This window comes from Streptomyces sp. NPDC041200, assembly GCF_055591805.1.
On the sequence record NZ_JBVIZF010000007.1, the window covers coordinates 287480 to 312050 of the forward strand.

Consider the following 24571-nt stretch of genomic DNA (forward strand, 5'->3'; position numbering starts at 1 on the left):
CCCTTGGTGAATCAGGCGCCGCGGTTATCTAGTCGTTCTTCTCCAGCGAGAGCGCGAAGACGTGGGCCCGGGCGGTGCCCGACGCGGGAGCGGCCAGGGTGATCGAGGACAGTTCCCTGGCCGGGTCCAGGGCCACCGTCTGGTGGAAGATCGCCGCCTTCGTGCCCACCGGTCCGCTGCGGGCGTGGATCTGGCTGGTGCGCACCGCCTCGGTCTCCCCGTACGCCGGGCCCGACAGCCACGCCGTCAGCTGGATGGTGAGCTTCGCGGTCGAGCCGTCCGCGTACGAGGCCACCGCCGGGATCGTCACGTTGCCGGTGTCGCCCGCGCCCAGCACGTGGAGCCTGGCGTAGCTCCCCGCCGGGACCGTGACCTTCTGCCCGGCCGCGATCACGTTGTTGGGTGACCCCTCGCTTCCGTTGGTGAACGCGAAGGTGATCCCGTCGTCCTCGGTCTGCCCGGTCTGCGGCAGCTGCACCATCGGGTACGTGCGCCCCGTACCGTCGAAGTCCCCGTCGCCGTAGTACATCTCGGTGGTGATGGCGTCATTGTCGAAGGCGCCCGTCAGGTCGACCTGGGTGACCTGGCCCGTCTGCGGCAGCTCCGGCATGCCCCACCGGTCGGCGGGCTCCGAGATCTTCGCCGGGGCGATGTGGAAGTCCGGGCGCGGCCCCGCGGCCGGGTAGATCACCGCCTCCTCGTCCCGGCCGAGGTCCAGCTCGATCACGCCGTCGCTCAAGGTCCGCCACTTCGGGGCCGGGCCGCGCACCCCCGCGACCCTGATCCGCCCGGTCAGCGAGTGCCGCACCCGGCACGGCTCCCCGGCCAGGCTCCGCACCCGCGCCCACCGCGTCCTGCCGCCCTTGCGCACCGCGCTGACCAGGAACGCGCCCTCGGTGCGGAAGTCGTGCAGCGCCACGTCCCGCCAGTCGTCCGGCACTCCGGGGAAGAACCGGATGATCCCGCCCCAGCTCTGGCAGAGCATGTCGTGGATCGCCTGCGCGCCCGAGAGCGGGGTCTCGATGACCGGACCCGCCTCGTAGTAGTGGGTGTTGGGCTGGATGAAGCGCGCCACCAGCTCGCGGAGGTACTTCAGGGCGTCGTTGCCCCGGCCCATCTGGGTCGAGATCGAGGCCGCGCCGGAGAAGCTGTAGCCGCGCAGGGCGCCCTCGAAGCCGATCCAGTGCTCCAGCGAGCGGGTGATCAGGTCGCGGTTCTCCTCCTGGTCCCAGTTGACCAGGTAGAGCGGGTAGACGGAGAGCATGTGCGAGTAGTGGCGGTGCGACTTGGCGAACGGGACGCCGGTGCCGACCATGAAGCCGTTCTCGTCCACCGGGTACGGGACGAGCTTGTCCAGCACCTCGCGCCACTTGGGCGCCAGCGGGTCGTCCGTGCCCAGCAGTTCGACCGTCTCCAGCAGCGTCCGGCAGGACCAGCGCAGCAGCGCCAGGTCGTAGTTGCAGTCCGGGGCCGGGCCGTACTCGGGCGAGAAGGTCTTCGGCAGATGCAGCTTCCCGTCGGCCTGTTCGGTCAGGAAGTGCAGGTAGTAGTTGGTGGAGCGGCGCAGCAGCGGGTACAGCACGTCCTCCAGCAGGCCCCGGTCCATGGAGTGCCGGTAGTGGAGCCACACGTTGTGCAGCGCCCAGGGCAGATTGCCGACCTCCGCCGAGTCGCCGACGCCGGGCACCGGCACCGTGCCGTTGTCCTCGCACTGCGCGTCGGTGGAGCGGCGCAGCGCGGCCGAGTCGGCGCGGTACTCCGGTTTGAGGGCGCTGATCAGGACGTCGGTGTTCTCGGCGAGGGTGCGCGGAATCGCGTCCAGCTCCAGGTGGTTGGAGCCCAGCACCGGCCAGTACTCCAGCTGGACGTTGAGGTTCCACCACACGCCGGGCCAGGGGGTCGGCTCCACCCAGGGGCCGGTGGTGGCCATGACGGGGGCGTGTTCGCGGGCCGCGCACGCGAGCTTGTAGAGCTGGATCCAGTAGAAGCTCTGCAGCATCGTGTCGGGGACCGACAGAAAGCTCTTGCGGTAGAAGCGGTGCCACGAGTCGCGGTGGGAGCGCAGCAGGCTGGAGACCGGCAGCGCGGACGCCTTGCGGACCGTGGAGATGGCCCGGCCCTCCGCGTCCGTGCCCGGATGGGAGTGCGCGACGGCCAGGTAGTACGTCCGCTCCCGGCCCTTGCCGCGCTCCTTGTGCGCGGTCACCGTCTGGCCGCCCGCGACCATCGACTGGACGGTGACGCCGAGCCCGTCCTCGGTACGGCTGACCGGCTTCGGGTTGGGCTCGAACCCCTTCGGCGGGTCCTCGCGGACGATGCGCGGACTGACGGCGGGGGAGGGGCGGTACTCCCAGCGGAACCCCTCCTCGCCCGCGCTCGCCTCGACCGTGGCCAGCAGCATGGTCCGGTCGTTGTGGACCAGCGCGCGGAGCGTGAGACGGCCCTTGTCGGTGGTGATCGTGCCGCGTAACTCGGCGTCCCACAGGCCGAGTCGCAGATCGACGCCGGTGATCTTCCCGGCCGGGCGCAGCAGCAGATTGCCGACCGGAAGCCGCGCCACACCCCAGTCGCTGCCGCCCTGGGTGGGGCGGTGGTCCTGCACCTCGCTGTGGTGGACGGTGAAGCGCAGGGCGTTCTCGCCGGGCTCCTGGTACACCATCGAGCCGAGCAGGCCGTTGCCCAGGAACGGGCCCTCGTACCAGGTGCGCGGCATCCGCTTCCAGATCAGGTCCTGCGCGGCCAGGAAGCGTTGCCACTCGGTGTCCGTTCGCATGCCGGTGAGGACCACGGACCGCTCGTGCCCGGCCGCCTCCGCCTCCGGTGCGGGGAGGGCGACCCCCGCCGTCGACCCCGCAGCGGCCCCTGCGGCCACCCGGCCCAGGAAACCGCGTCTGCTGACTGCCATCGTCGATCAGCTCCGTCCGAAGAGACATCGAAGTTGCGGAGATTGGTCCGATGATTTGGCTAGACGGGAGCGTAGGAAGCGGCTAAAGATGCGTCAAGGCACCGGATAGATCTGATGTATGGGTCTGTCATGGGCCTGTCTATCGCCACATGTCCCGTGGGAGGGAACGATGCGCGTCATTCGGTCCAGGTTCACCAGAGCCGCGGCGGGCATCGCCTGCACGGCCGCCGTCCTCGTACCACTCCAAGCCGAAGCCGCGGGCCCGGCGGACGGCGCGGACGGCTCGCGCAGCTGGCGGCTGACCGGGAAGGGCCAGGTCAGCGGGCAGCTCGGCCTCACCCGCGACGGCGGCCTCACCCTCACCGCCCGGCACGGCTCCACCACCGTGCTGCGCCCCTCCGCGCTCGGCATCCGCACCGCCGACACCGACTTCGGCAAGGGCTTGCGGTTCGCGGGGCGCAGCGACCGCGCCATCCACGAGACCTACACGACCACCACCGGCCGCCGGACCCACCACACCTCCGATGCCTCCGAGTCGGCCTTCACCTTCCGCAAGGACGGACGGACGCTGAGGGTGATCGTCCGCGTCTCCGCGGACGGCCTGGCGTACCGCTACGCCCTGCCCGGTAAGGGCACGGTCACCGTGCTCGGCGAGACCACGGAGTTCGCCGTGCCGCCGACCGCCGACTCCTACCTGTTGCCGTACGACAACGGGCGCTCGGACTACGAGTCCGCCCATGACCACGGCAGCGTCGCCGACGCCAAGGCGGGCGACTACGGCTATCCGTCGCTCTTCCGCATCGGCAAGAGCTGGATGCTCGTCGAGGAAGCCGACCTGAACAGCTCGTACGGCGGCTCCCGGCTCACCCTCGACGCCGCCACCGACCGCTTCCACCTCACCCTCCCCGACCCCGCCGAGGTCAGCGGCCCGGGCCTCACCACCCCGTGGCGCACGATGGTCATGGGCGACCTCGCCACCGTCACAGAAAGCGACCTGCCGACCGACCTCGCCGGGCCGTCGAAGGTCGCCGACACCTCGTGGATCAAACCGGGCAAGGCGGCCTGGTCGTGGTGGTCGGACGGCAGCAGCCCGACCAGCCTCGCCGCGCAGAAGAAGTTCGTCGACTTCGCCGCCCGGGAGGGCTGGGAGTACGTCCTGGTCGACTCCGGCTGGAGCAACGACTGGATGCCCCAACTCACCGCGTACGCCAAGGAGAAGGGCGTCGGCATCTGGGCCTGGGTGCGCTGGCAGACCATCGACCAGCAGAGCGAACGGGACCGGCTGTTCGCGCAGTACAAGACCTGGGGCATCGTCGGGCTCAAGGTCGACTTCCTGGAATCGGACGGCCAGGACCGCATGCGGTGGTACGACGCCGTCTTCAAGGACAGCGCCAAGCACCGGCTGATGCTGAACTTCCACGGTGCGACGATTCCGCGTGGCCAGGAGCGGACGTGGCCGCAGATGATGAGCGTCGAGGCGGTCAAGGGCGCCGAGGGCACCCGCCCCAAGCCGGGCCGTCAGCCGTTCCCGGCCGCCCACTACACGACGCTGCCCTTCACCCGGAACCTCATCGGCCCCATGGACTTCACGCCGGTGACCTTCACCGGCGTGCGGCCCACCAGCGACGCCGCCGAGCTGGCGCTGTCCGTGGTGTACGAGTCCGGGGTGCAGCACTTCGCCGACAGCGTCGAGTCGTACGACGCCCACCCGGCCGCCCTGAAGTTCCTGGACCAGGTGCCCACGGTGTGGGACGACACCCAGCTCGTCGACGGCGACCCCGGCGACCGCGCGGTCCTCGCCCGCCGCTCCGGCGACGACTGGTACCTGGGCGCCATCACCTCCGGCGACGCCCGCACCCTGGACGAGCCGCTGCGCTTCCTCGGCGACGGCACGTGGCGCGCCGAGCTGTACCGGGACGGCGAGGACGGCAAGATCGTCACCGAAACCCGCGAGGTCACGGCGTCGTCGCGGCTGTCGGTCGCGGTCCCGAAGAACGGCGGCTACGCGGTCCGCTTCACACCGGCGGACTAGCGGCGTCCTCCACCGCTCAGGCCCCTCCCGGCACCGGGAGGGGCCTGAGCGGGGCTGAGCGGGCCTGAGCTACCGCTTCAGCGCACGTTCGATCGTTCGCATGACCTCGCCCAGGGGGGCGTCCGTGCGGGCCACCATGACCATGACGTCCTCCTCGCCCGGCGTGGCCACGCTCACCGCGGGGCGGCCCGGGCCGGGGCGGCCCGCGCCGATGCCGGTGCCGAACGTTTCGCGCACGATCGCGAACGCGTGGTCAAGCTGGGCCTCGACGTCGCCCTCGCCCCGCGCCCGCAGCCAGCGGCGGAGGACGTGGTTGTGGGCCGTGACCACCGCGGAGGCGGCGACCTCGGCCAGCAGGGGGTCGTCGTCGCCGTCGTGGTGGGCGCCCTCGTCGAAGTGGCCCAGGAGGTAGCGGGTAAACAGCCGCTCGTAGCGGGCCACCGAGGCGATCTCGCGCTCGCGCAGGGCGGGGACCTCGCGGGTCAGCCGGTAGCGCTCGACGGAGACCGCCGGGGAGGCCGCGTACATGCGCATGACCTCCTTGATGCCCCGGCACACCGTGTCCAGCGGGTTCTCATGGGCCGGTGCCGCGTCCAGCACCGCGGCGGCCCGCACCAGGGTGTCGTCGTGGTCCGGGAAGATCGCCTCTTCCTTGGACCGGAAATGGCGGAAAAACGTGCGTCGGGCCACGCCCGCTCTGGCCGCGATCTCGTCGACCGTCGTCGCCTCGTACCCCTGCGTCGCGAACAACTCCATGGCGGCCGCCGCGAGTTTGCGGCGCATGATGAGGCGTTGGGCGGCGGCGCGGCGGCTGCCCGCGCTCTCGCCGCCGTCGGAGGAGTTCGAGCGGTTACGCTGCGTACGAGTGGCCTTTACGGGCTGGGACATGTGGGGAACGTAACACGCTTGTGAGTGCTGGTGCGGGGGCGGACCGAAGGACGGTTCGAGCAGTCCGCCCCAGCCCAGCGGATTCTCAGGCCTTCGCATACTCGCGGAAGCCGCGCCCCGTCTTGCGGCCCAGGCAGCCCGCCGCGACGAGGTGTTCCAGCAGCGGCGCGGGCGCCAGGCCCGGGTCGCGGAACGCGCGGTGGAGCACCTTCTCGATGGCCAGCGAGACGTCCAGCCCGACCACGTCCAGCAGCTCGAAGGGGCCCATCGGATAGCCGCCGCCGAGCTTCATCGCGGCGTCGATGTCATCGGGCGACGCGTAGTGCTCCTGGACCATCTTCACCGCGTTGTTCAGGTACGGGAACAGCAGGGCGTTGACGATGAACCCGGCCCGGTCCCCGCAGTCCACCGGGTGCTTGCCGACCTCCCGGCACACGGTGTGCGCGGTCGCCCGCACATCGTCCGAGGTCAGCACGGTGCACACGACCTCGACGAGCTTCATCGCGGGGGCCGGGTTGAAGAAGTGCATGCCGACCACGTCCTGCGGGCGCGACGTGGCGCGGGCGCAGGCGATGACCGGCAGCGAGGAGGTGGTGGTGGCGAGCACCGCGCCCGGCTTGCAGACCTTGTCCAGCACGGTGAACAGCTCCTGCTTGACGGCCAGATCCTCGGCGACCGCCTCCACCACGAGGTCCGCGTCCGCGAAGGCGTCGAGGGAGTCGGCCGGGGTGATCCGGGCGAGCGCCCGCCCCCGCACCGTCTCCGTCATCCGCCCCTTGGCCACCGACCGCGCCAGCGACTTCGCGACCCGGGCCTTCGCCGCCTCCGCCTTCTCCCCGGTACGGGCCGCCAGCACCACCTCATGGCCCGCCTTGGCGAACACCTCGGCGATGCCGCTCGCCATCGTGCCCGAGCCCGCGACGCCGACCACACGCACCGGACGGCCCGATTCCGGGGACGGCGCCTGCGGCGCCGCGCCGTCCGGGACGGCGGTGCCGCTGCCGGGCGCCTCGTACGTATAGAAGCCGCGGCCCGCCTTGCGGCCGGTGAGCCCGGCCTCGGCGAGCTGGCCCAGGATCGGCGCGGGCGCGTGCAGCCGGTCGCCGGAGGCCGCGTACATCGCCTCCAGGACGGTACGGGCCGTATCGATCCCGATCAGGTCCAGCAGGGCCAGCGGCCCCATCGGCAGCCCGCAGCCGAGCTTCATCGCGGCGTCGATGTCCTCGCGCGCCGCGTACCGCGACTCGTACATCGCGGCGGCCTGGTTGAGATAGCCGAACAGCAGCCCGTCGGCGATGAAGCCCGGCCGGTCGCCGAGCGCGACCGGCTCCTTGCCCAGGTCGCGGGCGAGCGCGGTGACCGCCTCGATGGCGGCGGGCGCGGTCAGCACGCTGGAGACGATCTCCACCAGCTTCATGGCGGGCGCCGGATTGAAGAAGTGCAGCCCCAACACGCGCTCGGGGCGGGCGGATTCGGCCGCCAGCCGGGTCACGGAAAGGGCGTTGGTGCCGGTCGCCAGGATGGTGTCCGGCCGGACGACGGCGTCCAGCGCGGCGAAGACGTCACGCTTGATGCCGTAGTCCTCGGGCACCACCTCGACCACCAGGTCCGCGTCCGCCGCGGCGGACACGTCGGTCGCCGTGCGGAAGCGGTCGAGTGCGGCCGTCCGCTCGCGCTCGGTCATCCGCCCGCGGCCCACCGCGCGGGCCGTGGCCACCTCCAGCGCGGTGACGGCCCGGCGGCAGGCGCTCTCGCTGATGTCGACGCCGATCACCTGACGCCCCGCACGGGCCAGGATTTCGGCGATGCCGGTGCCCATCGTGCCGAGCCCGACGACCGCGACAGTAGTGAGCGGGGCCCGAGAGGGGGAGAGATCAGAGGAGGACGTGGGGCTGACGCCGGTCTGTGGGAGACGGTCCATCGCGGACTCCAGAGGGTGTTCCCCGGAAACGGGGATGAAGTGACGACTGGGACGATCGAGAGGAGCCTTCGGTGAAGAACGGAGGACGGACGCCGCGATACGGGCAATCCGGACGGGCGTCCGGCGCCTGCCGCGGGAACTCCTCCGGCACGCTCGAAAACTCCGACGGAAGGGTTTGCACGCTCCCTGGCGGACAGCGCCGCACGGAGGAAACTGCCCGTGGGAGACACACGGCGGGCCCTGTCCCGGGGCCGTGCCGTACTGCTGCTGAATGTGCCGAACCGACGTCACACAAGGCGGCTGCGTCACCAGGCCGCCCGAGCAGGGGTGCTACTCGTGTCGCCATATTAACTCGCGGGTAACCAAGACGCCAGAGCCGACTGTGAGTCCTGCGCGATGGCGCGGATCACCGGGGAGGGGAGACCTCGACATGGACGACGAATTCCGCACGCTGACGGAGCGGGTACGGGCCTCGCTCACATCGCAGCAGGAGACCGCGGCACACGCCTCGCTGCTCGCGCTCGTACGGCAGGGCACTCCCGCCGCGCGCGAACAGCTCGCCCGCATCCTGGTCGCGCCGGAGCAGCCGCTGTGGGCGCGCGAGACCGCCGCCTTCGTCCTCGGCAGCGCGGGCGACCGGCGGGCCTTCGAAACGCTCGTCCTGCTCCTCAACTACCGCGAGCCCGCGCGCTGCGCGACCGCCGCCCGGGTGCTGGCCCGGCTGGACGATCCGCGCACCGCGCGTGCCGCCGCCGCCCTGGCGACGAATCCGCTGCGCACCGCGTACTCCCTGCACCCCATCCGGCTCCTCGTCGAACTCCGCGCCCCCGAATCCGTACCGGCCCTGGTCGCCGCGCTGGAACGCCAGTTGGGGGCCCGGGACCGGCACTGGGTCATCGCCCGCGCGTGCGTCGAGGGGCTGGGCGCGATCGGCGACGAACGCGCCATCCCCGCGCTGAAGGCGGCGGCCGAGCACATACGGCTCAGCGCCGCGGCCGCCGCCGCCCTGGCCCGCATCAGCGGCGGCGGCTCCCTCGACCCGGCCCCCACCCCGCCCCCCGCCCCCCGCTCCGGCCGCGCGGGCACGGGCCGGGCGGGCGTGCGGTGACGCAGCGCTACGCGAGCCTCCCCCCACCCCGCCCCTCCCCGAACCGGGGCTCCGCCCCGGCCCCCGCCGGGGGCCGCGCCCCTGGAACCTCCCGGCGCTCGCCCGGGCCGCAGCCCCCGCTCCGCTGGGGTTCTGGCTCCGGGCGCCCGCCGGGTTTCGCCCGGCCCCGGGCCCCAGCCGGGCTCCGGCCCCTCCGCCGGGCTCGACTCCAGGCCGCCGCGTCGCTCCGCCCCTGAGGCCCGGCGGGGCTCAGGGGCGGGCCCGGTCCGGGGGTGCGCCCCTGCCCCGGCGGCTCGACGCCCGGCGCCTGTTGGGGCTGTGCCCCTGTCGCCCGGTGGGGCTGTGCTCCTGCTCCGGGGCCGCGTCGTCCGGCGCCTGTCGGGGGCTGCGCCCCTGGCCCCCGCGGCTCAGCCCTTGGCTCCCGCTGGGGCTTCGCCCCTGGACCTCGGCGGTTCGGCTCCCGGTCCCGTTGGGGCGGCGCCCCTGGGTCCCCCGGAGCCCGGGGTGTGGGCCCGGCGGGTGGAGGTGGCCCGGGTGGTGCCGCGCGGGCTGTAGCGGTCGGGCGGGGGCGCCGTCGCCCCGCATGTGCTGGCCGGTGGCCGGGGGCCCGGGGGCGGAGCCGGCGGTGGGGGATCAACCGCCGGGCAGGCGCAGGGCGTAGCGCAGCTCCGGCACCGCCGCGCCGTTCACCTTGTACGTCTCCGCGCCCCCATCCGCCGCGAAGCCCGCCCGCTCGTAGAAGCGGCGGGCGCGCCGGTTCTCCTCCAGCACCCACAGCCGCAGATACGGGAAGCCGCGTTCGGCGACCCGGCGGCGGGTCTCGTCGAGGAGGGCGCGGCCGATGCCCGTGCCGAGCAGCGAGGGGTGGACGTAGAGGGCGTACAACTCGGCGTCCCCGGGCGGCACATCGCGGTCCCGGTAGGGGCCGAAGCAGGACCAGCCGACCACCTCGCCGGTGCGGTCCTCCGCCACCAGGTTGACCACGTCGCCGAGCCCCCGGGAGAAGAACTCCCGCCGTCGCTCGGCGTCCTCCTCGACGCTCAGGCCGTCCAGGTACGTCTGCGGCATCAGCCCCGTGTAGGCCTTCTGCCACCCCCGCACCCGCACCGTCGCCACGGCGTCGATGTCGGACTCGGTCATCTCCCTTACCCGCGCCCCGTTCATATCTGTCCACCGTAGGTGGCTTGACCTTGTCACTGGCGGCAGGGACACACGATCTACGCCATGGAAGATCACTCGAATCCGTACCCCGTCGCCCTGGTCACCGGAGCCGGTACCGGCATCGGCCGTGCCACCGCCCGCGTGCTCGCGGGGGAGGGCGCGCGGGTGGTGGCCGTCGGGCGACGGCCGGAGCCGCTGGCGGAGACGGCCCGCGGCCATGACCGCGTCCATCCGTTCGCCGCGGACGTCACCGCACCCGGAGCCGCCGAGGACATCGTCGGCCACGCCGTCGAGACGTACGGGCGGCTGGACATCCTGGTGAACAACGCCGGGATCGTCCGCTCCGCGCCCCTGGAGGGCAGCACCCGCGAACTGACCACCACCCATCTCGAAACAAACCTCATCGCTCCCATCCTGCTCGCCCGGGCCGCCCTCGCCCCTCTGGAGGCGAGCGGCGGCGTGATCGTGAACGTGTCCACCGCCGTCGGCCTGCGCGGCTGGCCGGGTAACGCGGTCTACGCCGCGACGAAGGCCGCGCTGGAGACGCTGACCCGCGGCTGGGCGGTGGAACTGGCGCCGCGCGGCGTGCGGGTGGTGGCCGTGGCGCCAGGGGCGATCGAGACGCCGATCGCGGACCACTCGGGGCTGTCGCCCGAGCGGCGGGCCGAGGTGCGCGCCTGGCAGCTCGCCCACACCCCGCTGGGGCGGATCGGACGCCCCGAGGAGGTGGCGTGGGCGATCAGCCGGCTCGCCTCGCCCGGCGCCTCGTTCATCACCGGCGCGGTCCTGCCCGTGGACGGCGGGGCGGTCGTCGGCTGACGGGGCGGCACCGGCGGGTGGTAGAACGGCACCGGAGGTGGGGACCGGTGCGGATCGGGGAACTGGCGGCTGCGACCGGCACGACGCCGCGCGCGCTGCGCCACTACGAGCAGGCGGGGCTGATCACGTCCGCGCGGGCGGACAACGGCTACCGGGTGTACGACGAGCGGGCCGCCGTCCGCGTCCGCAACATCCGCCATCTGCTCTCGGTGGGCCTCACCCTGGACGACGTCCGCTGCTTCCTGCCCTGCCTGGACGGCGACATGGCCACGGCACCGCCCAGCGCCGAAGGGCTCGGCATCGCCCGGGCCCGGCTCGCCGTACTCGACGCCCGGATCGCCGCCCAGACCGAGGCCCGCGACCGCCTCGCCCAGGCACTCGGGCAGGCCGCCGACACCCCTTAGCCGCCGACGTGCTCCGCGTTCTCCCCGTGCTCCCCGATGATCGCGAACGCCTCTATCTCCAGCAGCAGATCCGGCCGGAACAGCGCCGCCACCTGCACCGCCGAACTGGCGGGCGGCCGCGCCGTGTCGATGACCTCATCCCGTGCCGCGCGGACCGCGGGCAGGTGGGCGACATCGGTGACGAAGTAGGTCAGCTTCACCACGTCGGCGAACGTCGCCCCCGCCTCGGCCAGGCAGCGCCGCAGGTTCTCGAACACCTGGCGGGCCTGCGCCGCCGGGTCACCTTCGCCCACCAGGGCGCCCGTCTCGTCCAGGGCGATCTGCCCGGAGACCGCCACGAAGCGCCCGGTGCCCCAGACGACATGGCTGTATCCGTTTCCCGGCGCGACCCCTTCGGGCGCGACCGCATGGCTGAGCTGCGACATGTGCATTCCCTCCAACTCCCCGTGCCCCATCGCGATGTCCGGGGCCATGAGGAGATCATCGCCTACAGCAGCGACAGCTGGGCCGGGCCCTGTGGATAACCCTCCTCGGGCCCGGCGCGGTCGGGGACGGCGCGGTGCGCGCCCGCCTCGTACGGTCCGATGCCGTACTCGGCGGCGAAGTCGTGCACCATCCCGGTGATCCGCCGCTGGTACCACTTCGGAGCGTACGAGCCGCCGTCGTACAGGGCGTCGTAGCGCTTCAGCAGCCGTGGGTGGTGCTGGGTGAGCCAGTCCGTGAACCATTCGCGGGCGCCGGGGCGCAGATGCAGGACCAGCGGGGTCACCGACGTCGCGCCCGCCTCGGCGATGGCGCGGACCGTCGCGCGCAGCTGCTCGGGGGAGTCGCTGAGGAAGGGGATCACCGGAGCCATCAGCACCCCGCAGGGCACGCCGTGCCCGGACAGCGCCCGTACGGCGTCGAGGCGCCGCTCGGGGGAGGGGGTGCCGGGTTCGACGGTGCGCCACAACTCACGGTCGGTGAAGCCGACGGAGACCGAGACGCCGACGTCGGTCACGCGCGCCGCCCGCCGCAGCAGCTCCAGGTCACGCAGGATCAGCGTGCCCTTGGTGAGGATGGAGAAGGGATTGGCGCGCTCGATGAGCGCGCCGAGGATGTCGGGCATGAGCTGATACCGGCCTTCGGCCCGCTGGTAACAGTCCACGTTGGTCCCCATGGCGATGTGCTCGGCGCGCCAGCGCGGGGCGGCCAGCTCGCGCCGCAGCAGCTCCGGGGCGTTGACCTTGACCACGACCTGGGTGTCGAAGTCGCGCCCGGTATCGAGGTCGAGATAGCTGTGCGTCTTGCGCGCGAAGCAGTAGACGCAGGCGTGAGTGCAACCCCGGTACGGGTTCACGGTCCATTCGAAGGGCATCCGGGACGCGCCGGGCACCCGGTTCACGATCGAACGGGCCCGGATCTCGTGGAAGGTGATGCCGCGGAACTCAGGGGTGTCGAACGTGCGGCTGACGACCGCGTCGGTGGCGAAGAGGGCCGGGGCGGCCGTCTCGTCGTCGCCTGTCAGGTTGTCCCAGCGCATGGCACGCACCTCCGGGGTCTCGCTCACTACCACAATAGAACACATGTTCCCTTCGTTTTCGTCAACCCCGAATTTGGGCGGGTGACCCCCAGGTGGTTGGCTTGCCAGCGCAGGGCAAGGGCGCCGGCGCGCACGGACGCGAGGCAGACGCGCACGTACGCGAGGGCAGCGCAACCGCAACCATCGGAGGAAAGAGCAATGGGCCAGGTCGAGGCCACCACGGAGCGCATCGTCACGGGCAAGCCCGAGGACGTGTTCGACGCGCTCGCCGACTACCGCGAGGTCCGCCCCCGGCTGCTCACCGAGCAGTTCAGCGAGTACGAGGTCCGTGAGGGCGGCGACGGCGAAGGCACTCTGGTGCACTGGCGGCTCCAGGCCACCAGCAAGCGGGTGCGCGACTGTCTGCTGGAGGTCTCCGAGCCGACCGACGGGCAGCTCGTGGAGAAGGACCGCAACTCCTCCATGGTCACCACCTGGACCGTCACCCCGGCCGGGGAGGGCAAGGCGCGGGTCGTCGTGACGTCCGTATGGAACGGCGCGGGCGGCATCGGCGGCTTCTTCGAGCGCACCTTCGCACCCAAGGGCCTCGCCCGCATCTACGACGGGGTGCTGGAGAAGCTCGCGGCCGAACTCCCGGCCCAGAGCGCCCAGTAGCCACGGTCACCGGTTCGGGTGGTTTTCCCGGCGGTGCGCTCCATAGGCCGCACCTGCTCCCACTTGCGGTAAAGCCGCCCGAACCCGTCTCTTTATCGATTCGTCGCGCTTGCCCCTGGTTGTCTCGGAATGCGAGAACAGGGCGGCGGCGCAGGCGTGACGATGGGGAGACATGACGTGGGCGGGATCACCGAGACCACCTTCGAGAAGGGCCAACGGTCAGCAGGCGCACCCGCCCGCGCCACCGAGGGAACCCGCGAAAACGACGGCGCGGTGGGACGGCCGGGCGACGACGGCCCGCCACCGGGCGGCCCCGCGTCCGACGGCCCCGCCGGGGCGGGGCTCAGCCCGGCCCGGGTGCGGACGGTCTTCCTCGGGCTGATGCTCGCCCTGCTGCTGGCCGCCCTCGACCAGACGATCGTCGCCACCGCCCTCCCCGAGGTCGTCGGCGAACTGCACGGCCTGGACAAGATGTCCTGGACCGTCACCTCCTACCTCCTCGCCGTCACCATCGTGCTGCCGGTCTACGGCAAGCTCGGCGATCTCGTCGGCCGCAAGAGCGTCTTCATCTTCGCGATCGTCGTCTTCGTCGCGGGCTCCGCGCTCGCCGGATGGTCGCGCACGATGGACGAGCTGATCGTCTTCCGGGCGGTGCAGGGCGTGGGGGCGGGCGGGCTGATGATCGGCGTCCAGGCGATCATCGCCGACATCGTGCCGCCCCGGGAGCGCGGCCGCTACATGGGGCTCATCGGGGCCGCGTTCGGCCTCGCGTCGGTGGCCGGGCCTCTGATCGGGGGCTTCTTCACCGACCATGCCTCATGGCGCTGGTGCTTCTACGTCAACGTCCCCTTCGGCCTGGTCACGCTCGCCGTCGTGGCGGCCGTCCTCAAGGTGCCCGAACCGCTCCGGCGGCCGCGCTTCGACTACCTGGGCGCCCTGTTCCTCACCATGTTCTCCACCTGCGCGGTGCTGCTGACGAGTTGGGGCGGTACGGAGTACAGCTGGCACTCGCGCGTCATCCTCGGGCTCGCCCTGGGCGCGGCGGGCTCCGCGATCCTCTTCGTCGTCGTCGAGTGCGTCGTGCCCGAACCGCTCATGCCGATGCGGATGTTCCGCGATCCGGTCTTCTGCGTCTCCGGGCTCATCGGCGCGGTCATCGGCGTCGCCCTGTTCGGTGCCGCCAGCTATCTGCCGACCTTCCTGCAGATGGTCGACGGCGTCTCCGCCACCGAGTCGGGGCTGCTGATGGTGCCGATGATGGGCGGCATGGTGCTGTCCTCGATCATCTCCGGCCAGCTCATCAGCGCCACCGGCCGCTACAAGGTCTTCCCCGTTGTCGGCGGCCTCATCTCGATCGGCGGCATGTGGCTGCTCTCCCGGCTGGAGGAGGACACCTCCCGCCAGGACTACAGCCTCTGGATGGGCGTCCTCGGTTTCGGCATCGGGCTCGTCCTGCCGGTGCTGATCCTCTCGGTGCAGAACTCCGTATCGCCCGATGACCTCGGCTCGGCCACCAGCGCCAACAACTACTTCCGGCAGATCGGCGGCAGCGTCGGCGCGGCCATCTTCGGCACGCTCTTCGCCCACCGGCTCGCCGACCGCCTCGCCGAGGAGTTCCCCAAGGGCACGGGCGGCCGGGTCGCCAGAGCACCGGAGCTGCCCGACCCCGACTCCGTCACCCCGCAGATCGTCCACGCGATGCCGCGCGCGCTGCGCGACGGCTACATCACGGCGTACGCCGACGCCATACCGCGGATCTTCCTCTACCTCGTGCCGGTGCTCGTCCTGGGCTTCCTGCTCGCCTTCCTGCTGAAGGAGAAACCACTGGTGTCCCACACCGACTACGCCGTCCAGCCAGACCCCGGCGTCCAGCCGGACCCCGTCGTACCGGCGGCGCGCTCGGTGCCCCGGCACGCCGCCCCGCCCCCGCCGCCGCCCGTCGCGGGCATCCCGGTCTGCGGCACCGTCCAGCACCACGACGGCACCTCGGTCCCACGGGCCGCGCTCACCCTCATCGACGTCAGCGGCCGCCAGATCGGCCGCGGCGCCACCGGTGAGGACGGGCGGTACGCGCTGAGCACGCCCGGCACCGGGTCGTACGTCCTGATCGCGTCGGCCGGAGGCCATCAGCCGCGGGCGGTCAGCGTCACGGTCGGCGACCGTCCGGTCGAGCTGGACGTCGTCCTGGGCGGCGCGGGCCGCCTCGCCGGGTCCGTGCTGACGGCGGACGGCACGCCCGTACGGGACGCGACGGTCACCCTCACCGACGTACGCGGCGAGGTCGTCGCCTCCACGCGCAGCGGACGCGAAGGGGGTTACGTGATGACCGAACTGGTCGCCGGGGAGTACACCCTGGCCTCCAGCGCGCCCGCCTTCCGGCCCGCCGCCCTCCCGGTCACCGTGCAGGCCGCCCGCGAGACCCACCAGGACATCGAACTGGCCGGTGGCGCGGTGCTGCGCGGCGTCGTCCGGGCCGGTGGCGGCCGCATCGTCGAGGACGCCCGGGTCACGCTGCTGGACGCGGCCGGAAACGTCGTCGACACCGCGACGACCGGCGCGGACGGCGCCTTCCGCTTCATCGACCTGTCGGCGGGGGAGTACACGGTGATCGCGGCGGGCTACCCCCCGGTCGCGACGGTGCTCCAGGTGGCGGGCGGCGGCCGTACGGAACGCGATCTGCACCTGGGCCACGAGGACTGACGACCGGTCGGCCACGAGGGCTGACGCTCACCGGACGCCCGCGCCCCGGACCCCGCCTTCCGCCGGGGTCCGGGGCGCGGGCTTCGCACACGCGCTCGCCACCTCGCACAAGATGACACCTATTCGGGTATTGGCCCACGCCGTGACCGGCCCCCGCCGTACCGTTGAAGACGGTGGTGCGGGTCGTGCGTGCGAAGGAGTCTTCCGCCTATGGAGCATGGCACGGAGGTGTCCGGCCGGATCCCGCTCGCGGTGGCCGTCGCCGACGCCGACGGGCTGGTCACGCACTGGAGTTCCGGCGCCCGCAAGCTCTTCGGACGCACCCGCGAGCAGGCCATCGGCGCCCCCGCCGTCGATCTGATGCCGGTCTCGGGCGCACTGCGCGGCGAGGACCTCACCGATGCGGCGGACGGCGTTCTCTGCGGCCCGCGCTCCTACCCCACCGCGGGCCGTGCCCGGATGACCCTCCAGGCCGACGCCGCCCAGGAGGCCACCCAGGCCGACGTCCTGTGGTGGGCGTACCCCCTCACCGGACCGGGCCCCGAGCGACTGCTCGTGCTGGCGGCGGACGCCACGGGGCTCGCCGGGGGCTCCCCGGACGAGCGCTTCGCGCCGGGGTTCGCGCTGCACACCGAGTTCCCGGGCGCCGAACTGCTGGCCGGGCGGCTGCCGGACATCCTGCCGAACATGGGCCCGGCCACCGGCGGCCGGATCGTCGCCCAGGTCCTCGAACTCGGCTACCCGGTCCTGGAGATCAGCCACCACCAACGGGTACCGGTGACGCCGGACTGGGGCATGCCCCGCTACCGCGAGCGCCGGGCGCGCCGGGCGGCGAGGCGCGGCGCCGTGGCCGAGCAGCCGCCGTCCGGTGCCGATGCCCTCGAAGATCTCGAAGACGACCTCGAATACGCCGCCGTTCGCGAGCGCCTGGAGTTCCTGAACGAGGTCAGCGGGCGCATCGGCAGCTCCCTCGATCTGGCCCGCACCATCCGCGAGGTGACCAGCGCCGCCGTCCCCCGCTTCGCGGACTTCGCCGGTACGCATCTGCGCGCCCAGGTCCTCGCGGGCGAGGGCTTCCCCGACGGCCCGCCCGACGTCACCACCGTCTGGCACCGCGTCTGGGTCGAGCACAACGACGAACCGGGGCGCTGGGACGACACGGTGCCGGTCGGGGAGAGCATCGCGTTCCCCGAGCACACCCCGTTCTTCCAGTGCATGGTCACCGGCGAACCCGTGCTCATCCCGTACCTCAGCGACGAGTTGGGCGACCGGATCGCCGGGCAGTTCGAGAAGCGGGACCTGCGTCCGCTGATCAACGGCCGGTCGATCCTCATCGTGCCGCTCAAGGCGCGCGATGTGGTGCTCGGCTTCATGGTGCTGCTGCGCCGCGCGGGCCGCGAGGCGTTCGACGGCATGGACCGCACGACCGGGGCCGAACTCGCCGCCCGGGCCGGGCTCGTACTCGACAACGCCCGGATGTACACCTACCAGGAGAACGTGGCGGAGACCCTGCAGGACAGCATGCTGCCCCAGGTGACGCCGCGCATGGCGGGCTGTGACACCGCCACCCGCTATCTGCCCGGCACCCGGCTCGGCCGGGTCGGCGGCGACTGGTTCGACGCCATCAAGCTGTCCGGTTCGCGCACCGCGCTCGTCGTCGGCGATGTGATGGGGCACGGACTGAACTCGGCCGCGATGATGGGCCAGTTGCGCATCGCCGTCCAGACCATGGCCGCCCTCGACCTGCCGCCCGCGCAGCTGCTGCGCAACCTGGACGACCTGGCGCAGCGGCTCGGCGAGCACTATCTGGCCACCTGTCTGTACGCGGTCTACGACCCGATCCGCTCCGAGCTGCTGATCGCCAACGCGGGCCACATCCCGCCCGTGCTGGTCCGCGCCCAGGACGGCCGCGCCGCGCTGCTGGACCTGCCGACCGGCGCGCCGATCGGGGTGGGCGGGGTGCCGTTCGAGACGGCCCGGGTGCGGGTCGCGCCCGGCGACCGGCTCATCCTGTGCACGGACGGCCTGGTCGAGGTGCGCGGCCAGGACATCGGCGCCGGGCTCGCGGCGCTGTGCGAGTCCGCCGCCCATCCGGCGGTGTCGATGGACGACGCGTGCGACACCGTCATCCGCGCGCTCGCCGCCTCGTCCCGCGCCCAGGACGGGCGCGGCGGCCGCAAGGACGATGTGGCCCTCCTGATGGCCCGGCTGAACGGCATCCCCGCCGACGACGTCGCCCAGTGGCGGCTGGCCCTCGACCCGGGCGAGGTGGGCCGGGCCCGCCGCCTGGTCCGCGAGCGGCTTCTGCGCTGGGGCCTCCCGCACGCCGTGGAGACCGCCGAGCTGCTGGTCAGCGAGGTCGTAACCAACGCGGTGCGGCATGCTCACACCCACCATCTGGTGCTGCGTCTGGTGCGCACCGAGGCGCTGCTGTGCGAGGTCTCGGACGACGACCACGAACTTCCCGCACTGCTGAGCGCCGGTCCCGACGACGAGTACGGGCGCGGGCTGCGGGTAGTCAGCGAGCTGGCCAGGGAGTGGGGTACGAGCCGGACGCGGCACGGCAAGACGGTCTGGTTCGAGCAGGGCCTGCCCCGGACTTGACGTACGTGGGGAGCGGCGATGAGCGTGTCGGAGCGTTACCGGGAAGCGTGGGAGAGCTACTGGCGGGGCACCTCGGACGCCCCGGGGGAGGCCATCTGGGACGCCGACCCGTCGCTGAGCGCCGCCCGGGACGTCGACCGCCTGACCCCGCACGCCGACCCCGGCCTGCCCATCCTCGACCTGGGCTGCGGGAACGGCACCCAGACCCGCTATCTGGCCACCCGCTTCGGCCGCGCTCTGGGCGTCGACCTGTCCCACGCGGCGGTCGAGCACGCGCGCCGCGCCGATACGGCCGGGGCCGTCGCCGAGTTCCGGCAGCTGAGCCTCACCGACCCGGCGGCCGTGGGGGAGCTGCACGAGCGGCTCGGCGACGCCAACGTCTACATGCGCGCCGTCATCCACCAGAGCGACGCCCCCGACCGCCGCCTCGTCGCCGAGGCGGTGGCCACCCTGGTCGGCCGCCGCGGCCGGGGCTTCGTCGCGGAGCTGACGGAGGAGTCCAAGGCGACGCTGGCCCGCCTGGCCGAGAGCCCCGGCGGCCCGCCGCTGAAGCTCCGCCGGGTCTTCGACCACGGCCTCAAGCCCGCCGACGCGGGGACCACCGAGATCCCGGAGCTGCTGGTGGCGGCGGGGCTGCGGATCCTGGCCGAGGGCCCCACGGCGCTCGCCCAGACGGAGCAATGGGCCGACGGTTCACGGGTGGAGCTGCCGGCCCGGTGGTTCGTTGTGGCCCGTGCGCCGGGGTCCGGAAGGGTTATCCACAGGGGTGGTTCGGCTCCCGTACACCGCGTAACGTAACGAACCATGAAGATCCTCATCAGCGCCGACATGGAGGGCGCCACCGGCGTGACCTGGCCGGGCGACTGCCTGCCCGGCACCCCGCAGTGGGAGCGCTTCCGGCGCCCGTTCACCTCCGATGTGAACGCGGCGGTGCTGGGGTTCTTCGACGGCGGCGCGGACGAGGTGCTCATCAACGAGGCGCACTGGTCCATGCGCAATCTGCTGCTGGAGGAGCTGGACCCGCGGGCGGAGATGGTCACCGGGCGGCATAAGACGCTGAGCATGGTTGAGGGCGTGCAGCACGGCGATGTGGACGGCGTGGCGTTCATCGGGTACCACACCGGCGCGGGCACCGAGGGCGTCCTCGCGCACACCTATCTCCCCAACTCCGTGACCGGCGTCTGGGCGAACGGGGCCCGGGCGAGCGAGGGGCTGCTGAACTCGCTGGTGGTCGCCGAGTACGGAGTGCCGGTGGTGCTGGTCACCGGCGACGACAAGACGTGCCAGGACGCCAAGGGCTATGCGCCGGAGGCCAGGTGCGTCGCCGTCAAGGACTACGTCTCGCGGTACGCGGCGGTGTGCCGCACCCCCGCCCGTACCGCCGTTGACATCCGGGAGGCGGCGCGGGAGGCCGCCGTGCTGGCGGTGCGCCACGAACCCCCGCACCGCGGGCCGTTCACGATCGAGCTGGAGTTCGACGCCGAGCATCTGGTGGGGGCGGCGAGCGTCGTACCGGGCGTGGAGCGCAGCGGCGAGCGGCGTGTCGCCTACACCTCACCGACCATGTACGAGGGGATCCGCTGCTTCAAGGCGGTCACGACCGTCGTATCGGCCGCGGTGGAGGAGCAATATGGCTGACACGGCCCGTCCGGGGGAGATCGAAGCGATCGACGAGCAGGCGCTGGAGGAGGTGGTGCGGTTCACCTCCGAGCTGATCGCGATCGACACCACCAACCGCGGCGGAGGGGAGTGTTCGGAGCGCCCGGCCGCCGAGTATGTCGCGGAGATGCTCAGCGACGTGGACATCGACCCCATGCTGCTGGAGCGTTCGCCCGGGCGCACCAATGTGGTCGCCCGGATCGAGGGCACCGAGCCGGCCGCGCCCGCGCTGCTCGTCCACGGCCACCTCGACGTGGTGCCCGCCGAGCCCGCCGACTGGACCGTGCACCCCTTCTCCGGGGAAGTGCGCGACGGGGTGGTGTGGGGCCGGGGCGCCATCGACATGAAGAACATGGACGCGATGGTCCTCGCCGTCGTCCGGGCCTGGGCGCGTGCCGGGGTGCGGCCCCGGCGGGACATCGTGCTGGCCTTCACCGCCGACGAGGAGGACAGCGCCGCCTGGGGCTCCGGCTACCTCGCCGACCAGCACCCCGAGCTGTTCGAGGGCTGCACCGAAGGCATCAGCGAATCCGGCGCGTTCACCTTTCACGCCGGGCCCGGGCTGCGGCTCTACCCCATCGCGGCGGGGGAGCGCGGCACGGCCTGGCTGAGGCTCACCGCGCGCGGCCGGGCCGGTCACGGCTCGAAGGTCAACCGGGCCAACGCGGTCAGCCGCCTGGCCGCCGCCGTCGCCCGCATCGGTGACCACCGCTGGCCGGTGCGGCTGACACCCACCGTCAAGGCGGCGCTCACCGAGATCGCCGCGCTCCAGGACATCCCGGCCGATGTGGACGCGCCCGGCTTCGACGTCGACGAACTGCTCGCCAAGCTGGGCCCGGCTGCCGCCCTCATCGAGCCGACCGTGCGCAACAGCGCCAACCCGACGGTCCTGGAAGCCGGTTACAAGATCAACGTGATCCCCGGCAGCGCCTCCGCCTATGTGGACGGGCGGATGCTGCCCGGCGGCGAGGACGAGTTCCGCGACACCCTCGACCAGCTCACCGGCCCGGACGTCGACTGGGAGTTCCACCACCGCGAGGTCCCGCTCCAGGCCCCGGTCGGGTCCGAGGCCCCCACGTACGAGGCGATGTGCGCCGCCGTCCAGCGCTTCGACCCGGGCGGCCACGCCGTGCCGTACTGCATGTCGGGCGGGACCGACGCCAAGCAGTTCTCCCGGCTGGGCATCCGCGGCTACGGCTTCTCGCCGCTGCGGCTGCCCGAGGGCTTCGACTACCAGGCGCTCTACCACGGAGTGGACGAGCGAGTCCCGGTCGACGCCCTGCACTTCGGCGTCCGGGTGCTCGACCACTTCCTGCAGAGGGCGTGAGCGGGTGGTCCAGCAGATGACCGCCACGGCCCCGTACGGGACGTGGCCCTCCCCGGTCGACGCCGCCCTCGCCGCCTCGCACGACGGCCACCCCGAGTATGTGGGCACGGTCGGCGACGAGGTGTGGTGGACTGCGCCCCGCCCCGCCGAGGGCGGCCGCCGCACCCTGATCCGGCGGCGGGCCGACGGCACCGAGGAGCCGGTGCTGCCCCCGCCGTGGAACGCGCGCAGCAAGGTCATGGGCTACGGCGGCACCCCCTGGGCCGCCGCGCCACGCCCGTCCGGCGGCCCGCTCGTGGTGTTCGCGCACTTCGCCGACCAGCGGCTGTACGCGTACGAGCCGGACGCCCCCGCGCCCGCCCCGCCGCGACCGCTGACCCCGGTGTCCGCGGTCGGCGAGGGGCTGCGCTGGGCGGACATGCGGATCCATGTGGACCGGGGTGAAGTGTGGTGCGTCCTGGAGGAGTTCACGGGTGAGCGCCCGACCGACGTACGGCGCGTCATCGCCGCCGTCCCCCTGGACGGCTCGGCCGCCGAGGACCGCGCGGCGTTACGCGAACTGACCGACGCCCGCCACGACTTCGTCACCGGCCCCCAGCTCGCCCCGGACGGCCGCCGGGTCGCGTGGATCGCCTGGAACCACCCCGGGATGCCGTGGGACGGCACGGTGGTGATGGTCGCCGAGGCGGCGGACGAGGGTCCGTTCACCGGGGTGCGGCCGCTCGTGGGGGAGACCGATGAATCGGTGGCGCAGGCCGAGTGGGCGCCCGACGGTTCGCTGCTGTTCGTCTCGGACCTCAGCGGCTGGTGGCATCTGCAGCGGATCGACCCCGACGCGGCGGGTGGGGACGTCATCGCCAGCAGCACCCTCTGCTCCCGCCAGGAGGAGTTCGGGGGGCCGTTGTGGAAGCTCGGGCGCCGGTGGTTCGCGCCGCTGGACGGCGGTGGGCTGATCGCCGTGCTGCACGGGCGGGGCGCTCAGCGGCTCGGGATCCTCGACCCCGCGACCGGGGAGCTGGCCGATGTCGCCGGGCCGTGGACGGAGTGGGAGCCGACGCTTGCCGTGGACGGCACCCGGGTCATCGGTGTCGCCGCGAGCCCGCGCAGCGGGCATGAGGTCGTGGAGCTGGACACCCGTACCGGCCACGCCCGCGTCATCGGCAACGCCCACACCGACCCCGTCGACCCCGCGTACTACCCGGAGCCGCAGGTCCGCACCTTCGCCGGGGCGGACGGCCGCGAGATCCACGCCCACCTCTACCCGCCCCACAACCCCGGCCACAGCGGCCCGCCCGGCGAGCTGCCGCCGTTCGTGGTGTGGGCGCACGGCGGACCCACCAGCCGTGCCCCGCTCGTGCTCGACCTGGAGATCGCGTACTTCACCTCGCGCGGCATCGGCGTCGTCGAGGTCAACTACGGCGGGTCCACCGGCTACGGCCGCGCTTACCGCGACCGGCTGTCCGGGCAGTGGGGCGTGGCCGACGTGGAGGACTGCGCCGCCGTCGCCGGGGCGCTCGCCGACGAGGGCGTCGCCGACCGGGCCCGGCTGGCGATCCGCGGGGGCAGCGCGGGCGGCTGGACGGCGGCCGCGTCGCTCACCGCCACCCGGCTGTACGCGTGCGGCACGGTCATCTACCCGGTCCTCGACCCCGCCGCCTGGGCCACCGGCGAGACCCATGACTTCGAATCGCGGTACGCCGAGTCGCTGATCGGCCCGGTCGCCGAGGTCCCGGACCGCTACCGGGAGCGTTCGCCGCTGCACCGGGCCGACCGGATCACCGCGCCGTTCCTGCTGCTCCAGGGGCTGGACGACACGATCTGCCCGCCCGCGCAGTGCGAGCGGTTCCTGGAGGCGATGGCCGGGCGCGGGGTGCCGCACGCGTACATCGCCTTCGAGGGCGAGGGGCACGGCTTCCGCCGCGCCGACACCATGGTCCGCGCCCTGGAGGCCGAATTTTCCCTGTACGCCCATGCCTTCGGCCTGCCCACGGCCGGGCTGCCCGCCCTGGAGCTGCGCACATGAACGTCAGGGGCGCGCTGCCGGATGTCCTGGGGCAGCGGTAGCGTGAGCAGCGCTGAGATGCGATACGTGATCCGATACGCGAGCTGTTTCGCCATTATTCGTACTGGAGGAGCCAGTTGACACCCGCACGGGCCCCGCGCCTCGTCGGCCGTGAGCCGCTGCCCACCGCGCTGGCCGGTGGGTGGCCGCAGGGCGGCGAGCCCGAGACCTGGCTGCTCAGCGTCTCGGCCTTCACCGCCGCCCTCGACGCCGCCGCACCCGCCAAGATCCTCGATGCCGAGGAGCTGGAGCGGGCCGGGAGGTTCCTGCGCGCCGAGGACCGCGAGCGGTACACGGCGGCCCATATCGGGCTGCGGCAGCTGCTCGGCGGCTATCTGGGCGTGGATCCGGCCACCGTGCCGTTCACCCGGGAGGACTGCCCCGGCTGCGGCGGTCCGCACGGCCGTCCCGCGGTGGTCGGCTCCCCGCTCCACTTCAATATGTCGCACGCCGGTGACCTGGTGCTCTTCGCCTTCGCCGGGGCTCCGGTCGGGGCCGATGTGGAGAAGCTCCAGCCCGCCTCGGTGGTGACTCAGGTGGCCCAGAGCCTGCACCCCAGGGAGCGCGCCGAGCTGGACGCGCTGCCGGAGGCAGAGCGGCCCGCCGCCTTCGGCCGCTGCTGGACGCGCAAGGAGGCGTATCTGAAGGGCATCGGCACCGGGCTGTCCCAGGACCCGGCGCAGGACTACGTCGGCACCGGCCGGGAGCCGGTGCCGGTGGGCCCGTGGGCGCTGATCGACGTACCGGTGGAGTCCGGTTACGCGGCCGCGATGGCCCTGCGCGGCCCCGGCCGGGACGGGTAGCC

The 24571-nt window shown here is 72.8% G+C and carries 18 protein-coding genes; 12 read left to right on the forward strand and 6 right to left on the reverse strand.

The genetic code is table 11. From position 1 onward, the window contains the following. Nucleotides 1–28: 28 nt before the first annotated feature. On the reverse strand, nucleotides 29–2905 hold the full coding sequence (locus ACZ6CL_RS19555; RefSeq protein WP_468937362.1) for a glycosyl hydrolase family 95 catalytic domain-containing protein: 2877 nt from the start codon (nucleotides 2903–2905) through the stop codon (nucleotides 29–31). Between the two features lie 169 nt (nucleotides 2906–3074). On the opposite strand from ACZ6CL_RS19555, the gene ACZ6CL_RS19560 reads away from it, so the two are divergent. Beyond that, entirely contained in the window at nucleotides 3075–4937 is a 1863-nt protein-coding gene (locus tag ACZ6CL_RS19560) for a glycoside hydrolase family 97 protein (RefSeq protein WP_468937363.1), read from the forward strand. A gap of 69 nt (nucleotides 4938–5006) precedes the next feature. On the opposite strand, the gene ACZ6CL_RS19565 is transcribed toward ACZ6CL_RS19560, so the two are convergent. Both ACZ6CL_RS19565 and ACZ6CL_RS19570 read right to left on the reverse strand, forming a co-directional pair. Next, nucleotides 5007–5825 (reverse strand): TetR/AcrR family transcriptional regulator, encoded by an 819-nt coding sequence (locus ACZ6CL_RS19565; protein ID WP_468937364.1) that lies wholly within the window; start codon nucleotides 5823–5825, stop codon nucleotides 5007–5009. An 85-nt stretch (nucleotides 5826–5910) separates the two neighbouring features. Next, nucleotides 5911–7746, reverse strand: coding sequence for a 3-hydroxyacyl-CoA dehydrogenase family protein (locus tag ACZ6CL_RS19570; RefSeq protein ID WP_468937365.1), 1836 nt, complete (start codon nucleotides 7744–7746; stop codon nucleotides 5911–5913). 430 nt (nucleotides 7747–8176) lie between these two features. Between ACZ6CL_RS19570 and ACZ6CL_RS19575 the strand changes: the two genes are divergently transcribed. Then, a complete protein-coding gene (locus tag ACZ6CL_RS19575) occupies nucleotides 8177–8854 on the forward strand; it encodes a HEAT repeat domain-containing protein (protein WP_468937366.1) in 678 nt (225 codons plus the stop codon). A gap of 633 nt (nucleotides 8855–9487) precedes the next feature. Here ACZ6CL_RS19575 and ACZ6CL_RS19580 read toward each other — a convergent pair. Further along, nucleotides 9488–9994 carry a GNAT family N-acetyltransferase gene (locus ACZ6CL_RS19580; RefSeq protein ID WP_468937367.1) on the reverse strand — a complete coding sequence of 169 codons (507 nt, stop codon included), beginning with the start codon at nucleotides 9992–9994 and terminating at the stop codon, nucleotides 9488–9490. Between the two features lie 84 nt (nucleotides 9995–10078). On the opposite strand from ACZ6CL_RS19580, the gene ACZ6CL_RS19585 reads away from it, so the two are divergent. Together ACZ6CL_RS19585 and ACZ6CL_RS19590 are read left to right on the forward strand one after the other, a co-directional pair. After that, entirely contained in the window at nucleotides 10079–10834 is a 756-nt protein-coding gene (locus ACZ6CL_RS19585) for an SDR family NAD(P)-dependent oxidoreductase (protein ID WP_468937368.1), read from the forward strand. 47 nt (nucleotides 10835–10881) lie between these two features. Then, nucleotides 10882–11238 (forward strand): MerR family transcriptional regulator, encoded by a 357-nt coding sequence (locus ACZ6CL_RS19590; protein WP_468937369.1) that lies wholly within the window; start codon nucleotides 10882–10884, stop codon nucleotides 11236–11238. Here ACZ6CL_RS19590 and ACZ6CL_RS19595 read toward each other — a convergent pair. Next, nucleotides 11235–11663: a RidA family protein gene (locus tag ACZ6CL_RS19595; protein WP_468937398.1), complete on the reverse strand. Its 429-nt coding sequence runs from the start codon at nucleotides 11661–11663 to the stop codon at nucleotides 11235–11237. The genes ACZ6CL_RS19590 and ACZ6CL_RS19595 overlap by 4 nt on opposite strands. Before the next feature lie 62 nt (nucleotides 11664–11725). Then, nucleotides 11726–12760 (reverse strand): Rv2578c family radical SAM protein, encoded by a 1035-nt coding sequence (locus tag ACZ6CL_RS19600; RefSeq protein ID WP_468937399.1) that lies wholly within the window; start codon nucleotides 12758–12760, stop codon nucleotides 11726–11728. A 198-nt stretch (nucleotides 12761–12958) separates the two neighbouring features. Between ACZ6CL_RS19600 and ACZ6CL_RS19605 the strand changes: the two genes are divergently transcribed. The 8 genes from ACZ6CL_RS19605 to ACZ6CL_RS19640 all read left to right on the forward strand — a co-directional run bounded on the left by ACZ6CL_RS19605 (nucleotide 12959) and on the right by ACZ6CL_RS19640 (nucleotide 24569). After that, the gene (locus tag ACZ6CL_RS19605; RefSeq protein WP_468937370.1) at nucleotides 12959–13414 is read left to right on the forward strand and encodes an SRPBCC family protein; all 456 of its coding nucleotides are present in this window, start codon (nucleotides 12959–12961) and stop codon (nucleotides 13412–13414) included. A 162-nt stretch (nucleotides 13415–13576) separates the two neighbouring features. Then, the gene (locus ACZ6CL_RS19610) at nucleotides 13577–16114 is read left to right on the forward strand and encodes an MFS transporter (RefSeq protein WP_468937371.1); all 2538 of its coding nucleotides are present in this window, start codon (nucleotides 13577–13579) and stop codon (nucleotides 16112–16114) included. 210 nt (nucleotides 16115–16324) lie between these two features. Further along, nucleotides 16325–18718: a SpoIIE family protein phosphatase gene (locus ACZ6CL_RS19615; protein ID WP_468937372.1), complete on the forward strand. Its 2394-nt coding sequence runs from the start codon at nucleotides 16325–16327 to the stop codon at nucleotides 18716–18718. 18 nt (nucleotides 18719–18736) lie between these two features. Next, nucleotides 18737–19516, forward strand: a complete 780-nt coding sequence (locus ACZ6CL_RS19620) for a class I SAM-dependent methyltransferase (protein ID WP_468937373.1) — start codon at nucleotides 18737–18739, stop codon at nucleotides 19514–19516. 6 nt (nucleotides 19517–19522) lie between these two features. Next, the gene (locus tag ACZ6CL_RS19625; RefSeq protein WP_468937374.1) at nucleotides 19523–20356 is read left to right on the forward strand and encodes a M55 family metallopeptidase; all 834 of its coding nucleotides are present in this window, start codon (nucleotides 19523–19525) and stop codon (nucleotides 20354–20356) included. Next, nucleotides 20349–21704 carry a M20/M25/M40 family metallo-hydrolase gene (locus tag ACZ6CL_RS19630; RefSeq protein ID WP_468937375.1) on the forward strand — a complete coding sequence of 452 codons (1356 nt, stop codon included), beginning with the start codon at nucleotides 20349–20351 and terminating at the stop codon, nucleotides 21702–21704. Before ACZ6CL_RS19625 ends, ACZ6CL_RS19630 begins: the two co-directional genes overlap by 8 nt. A gap of 16 nt (nucleotides 21705–21720) precedes the next feature. Next, entirely contained in the window at nucleotides 21721–23727 is a 2007-nt protein-coding gene (locus ACZ6CL_RS19635) for a S9 family peptidase (RefSeq protein ID WP_468937376.1), read from the forward strand. 116 nt (nucleotides 23728–23843) lie between these two features. After that, nucleotides 23844–24569 carry a 4'-phosphopantetheinyl transferase family protein gene (locus ACZ6CL_RS19640; protein ID WP_468937377.1) on the forward strand — a complete coding sequence of 242 codons (726 nt, stop codon included), beginning with the start codon at nucleotides 23844–23846 and terminating at the stop codon, nucleotides 24567–24569. Nucleotides 24570–24571: the final 2 nt, after the last annotated feature.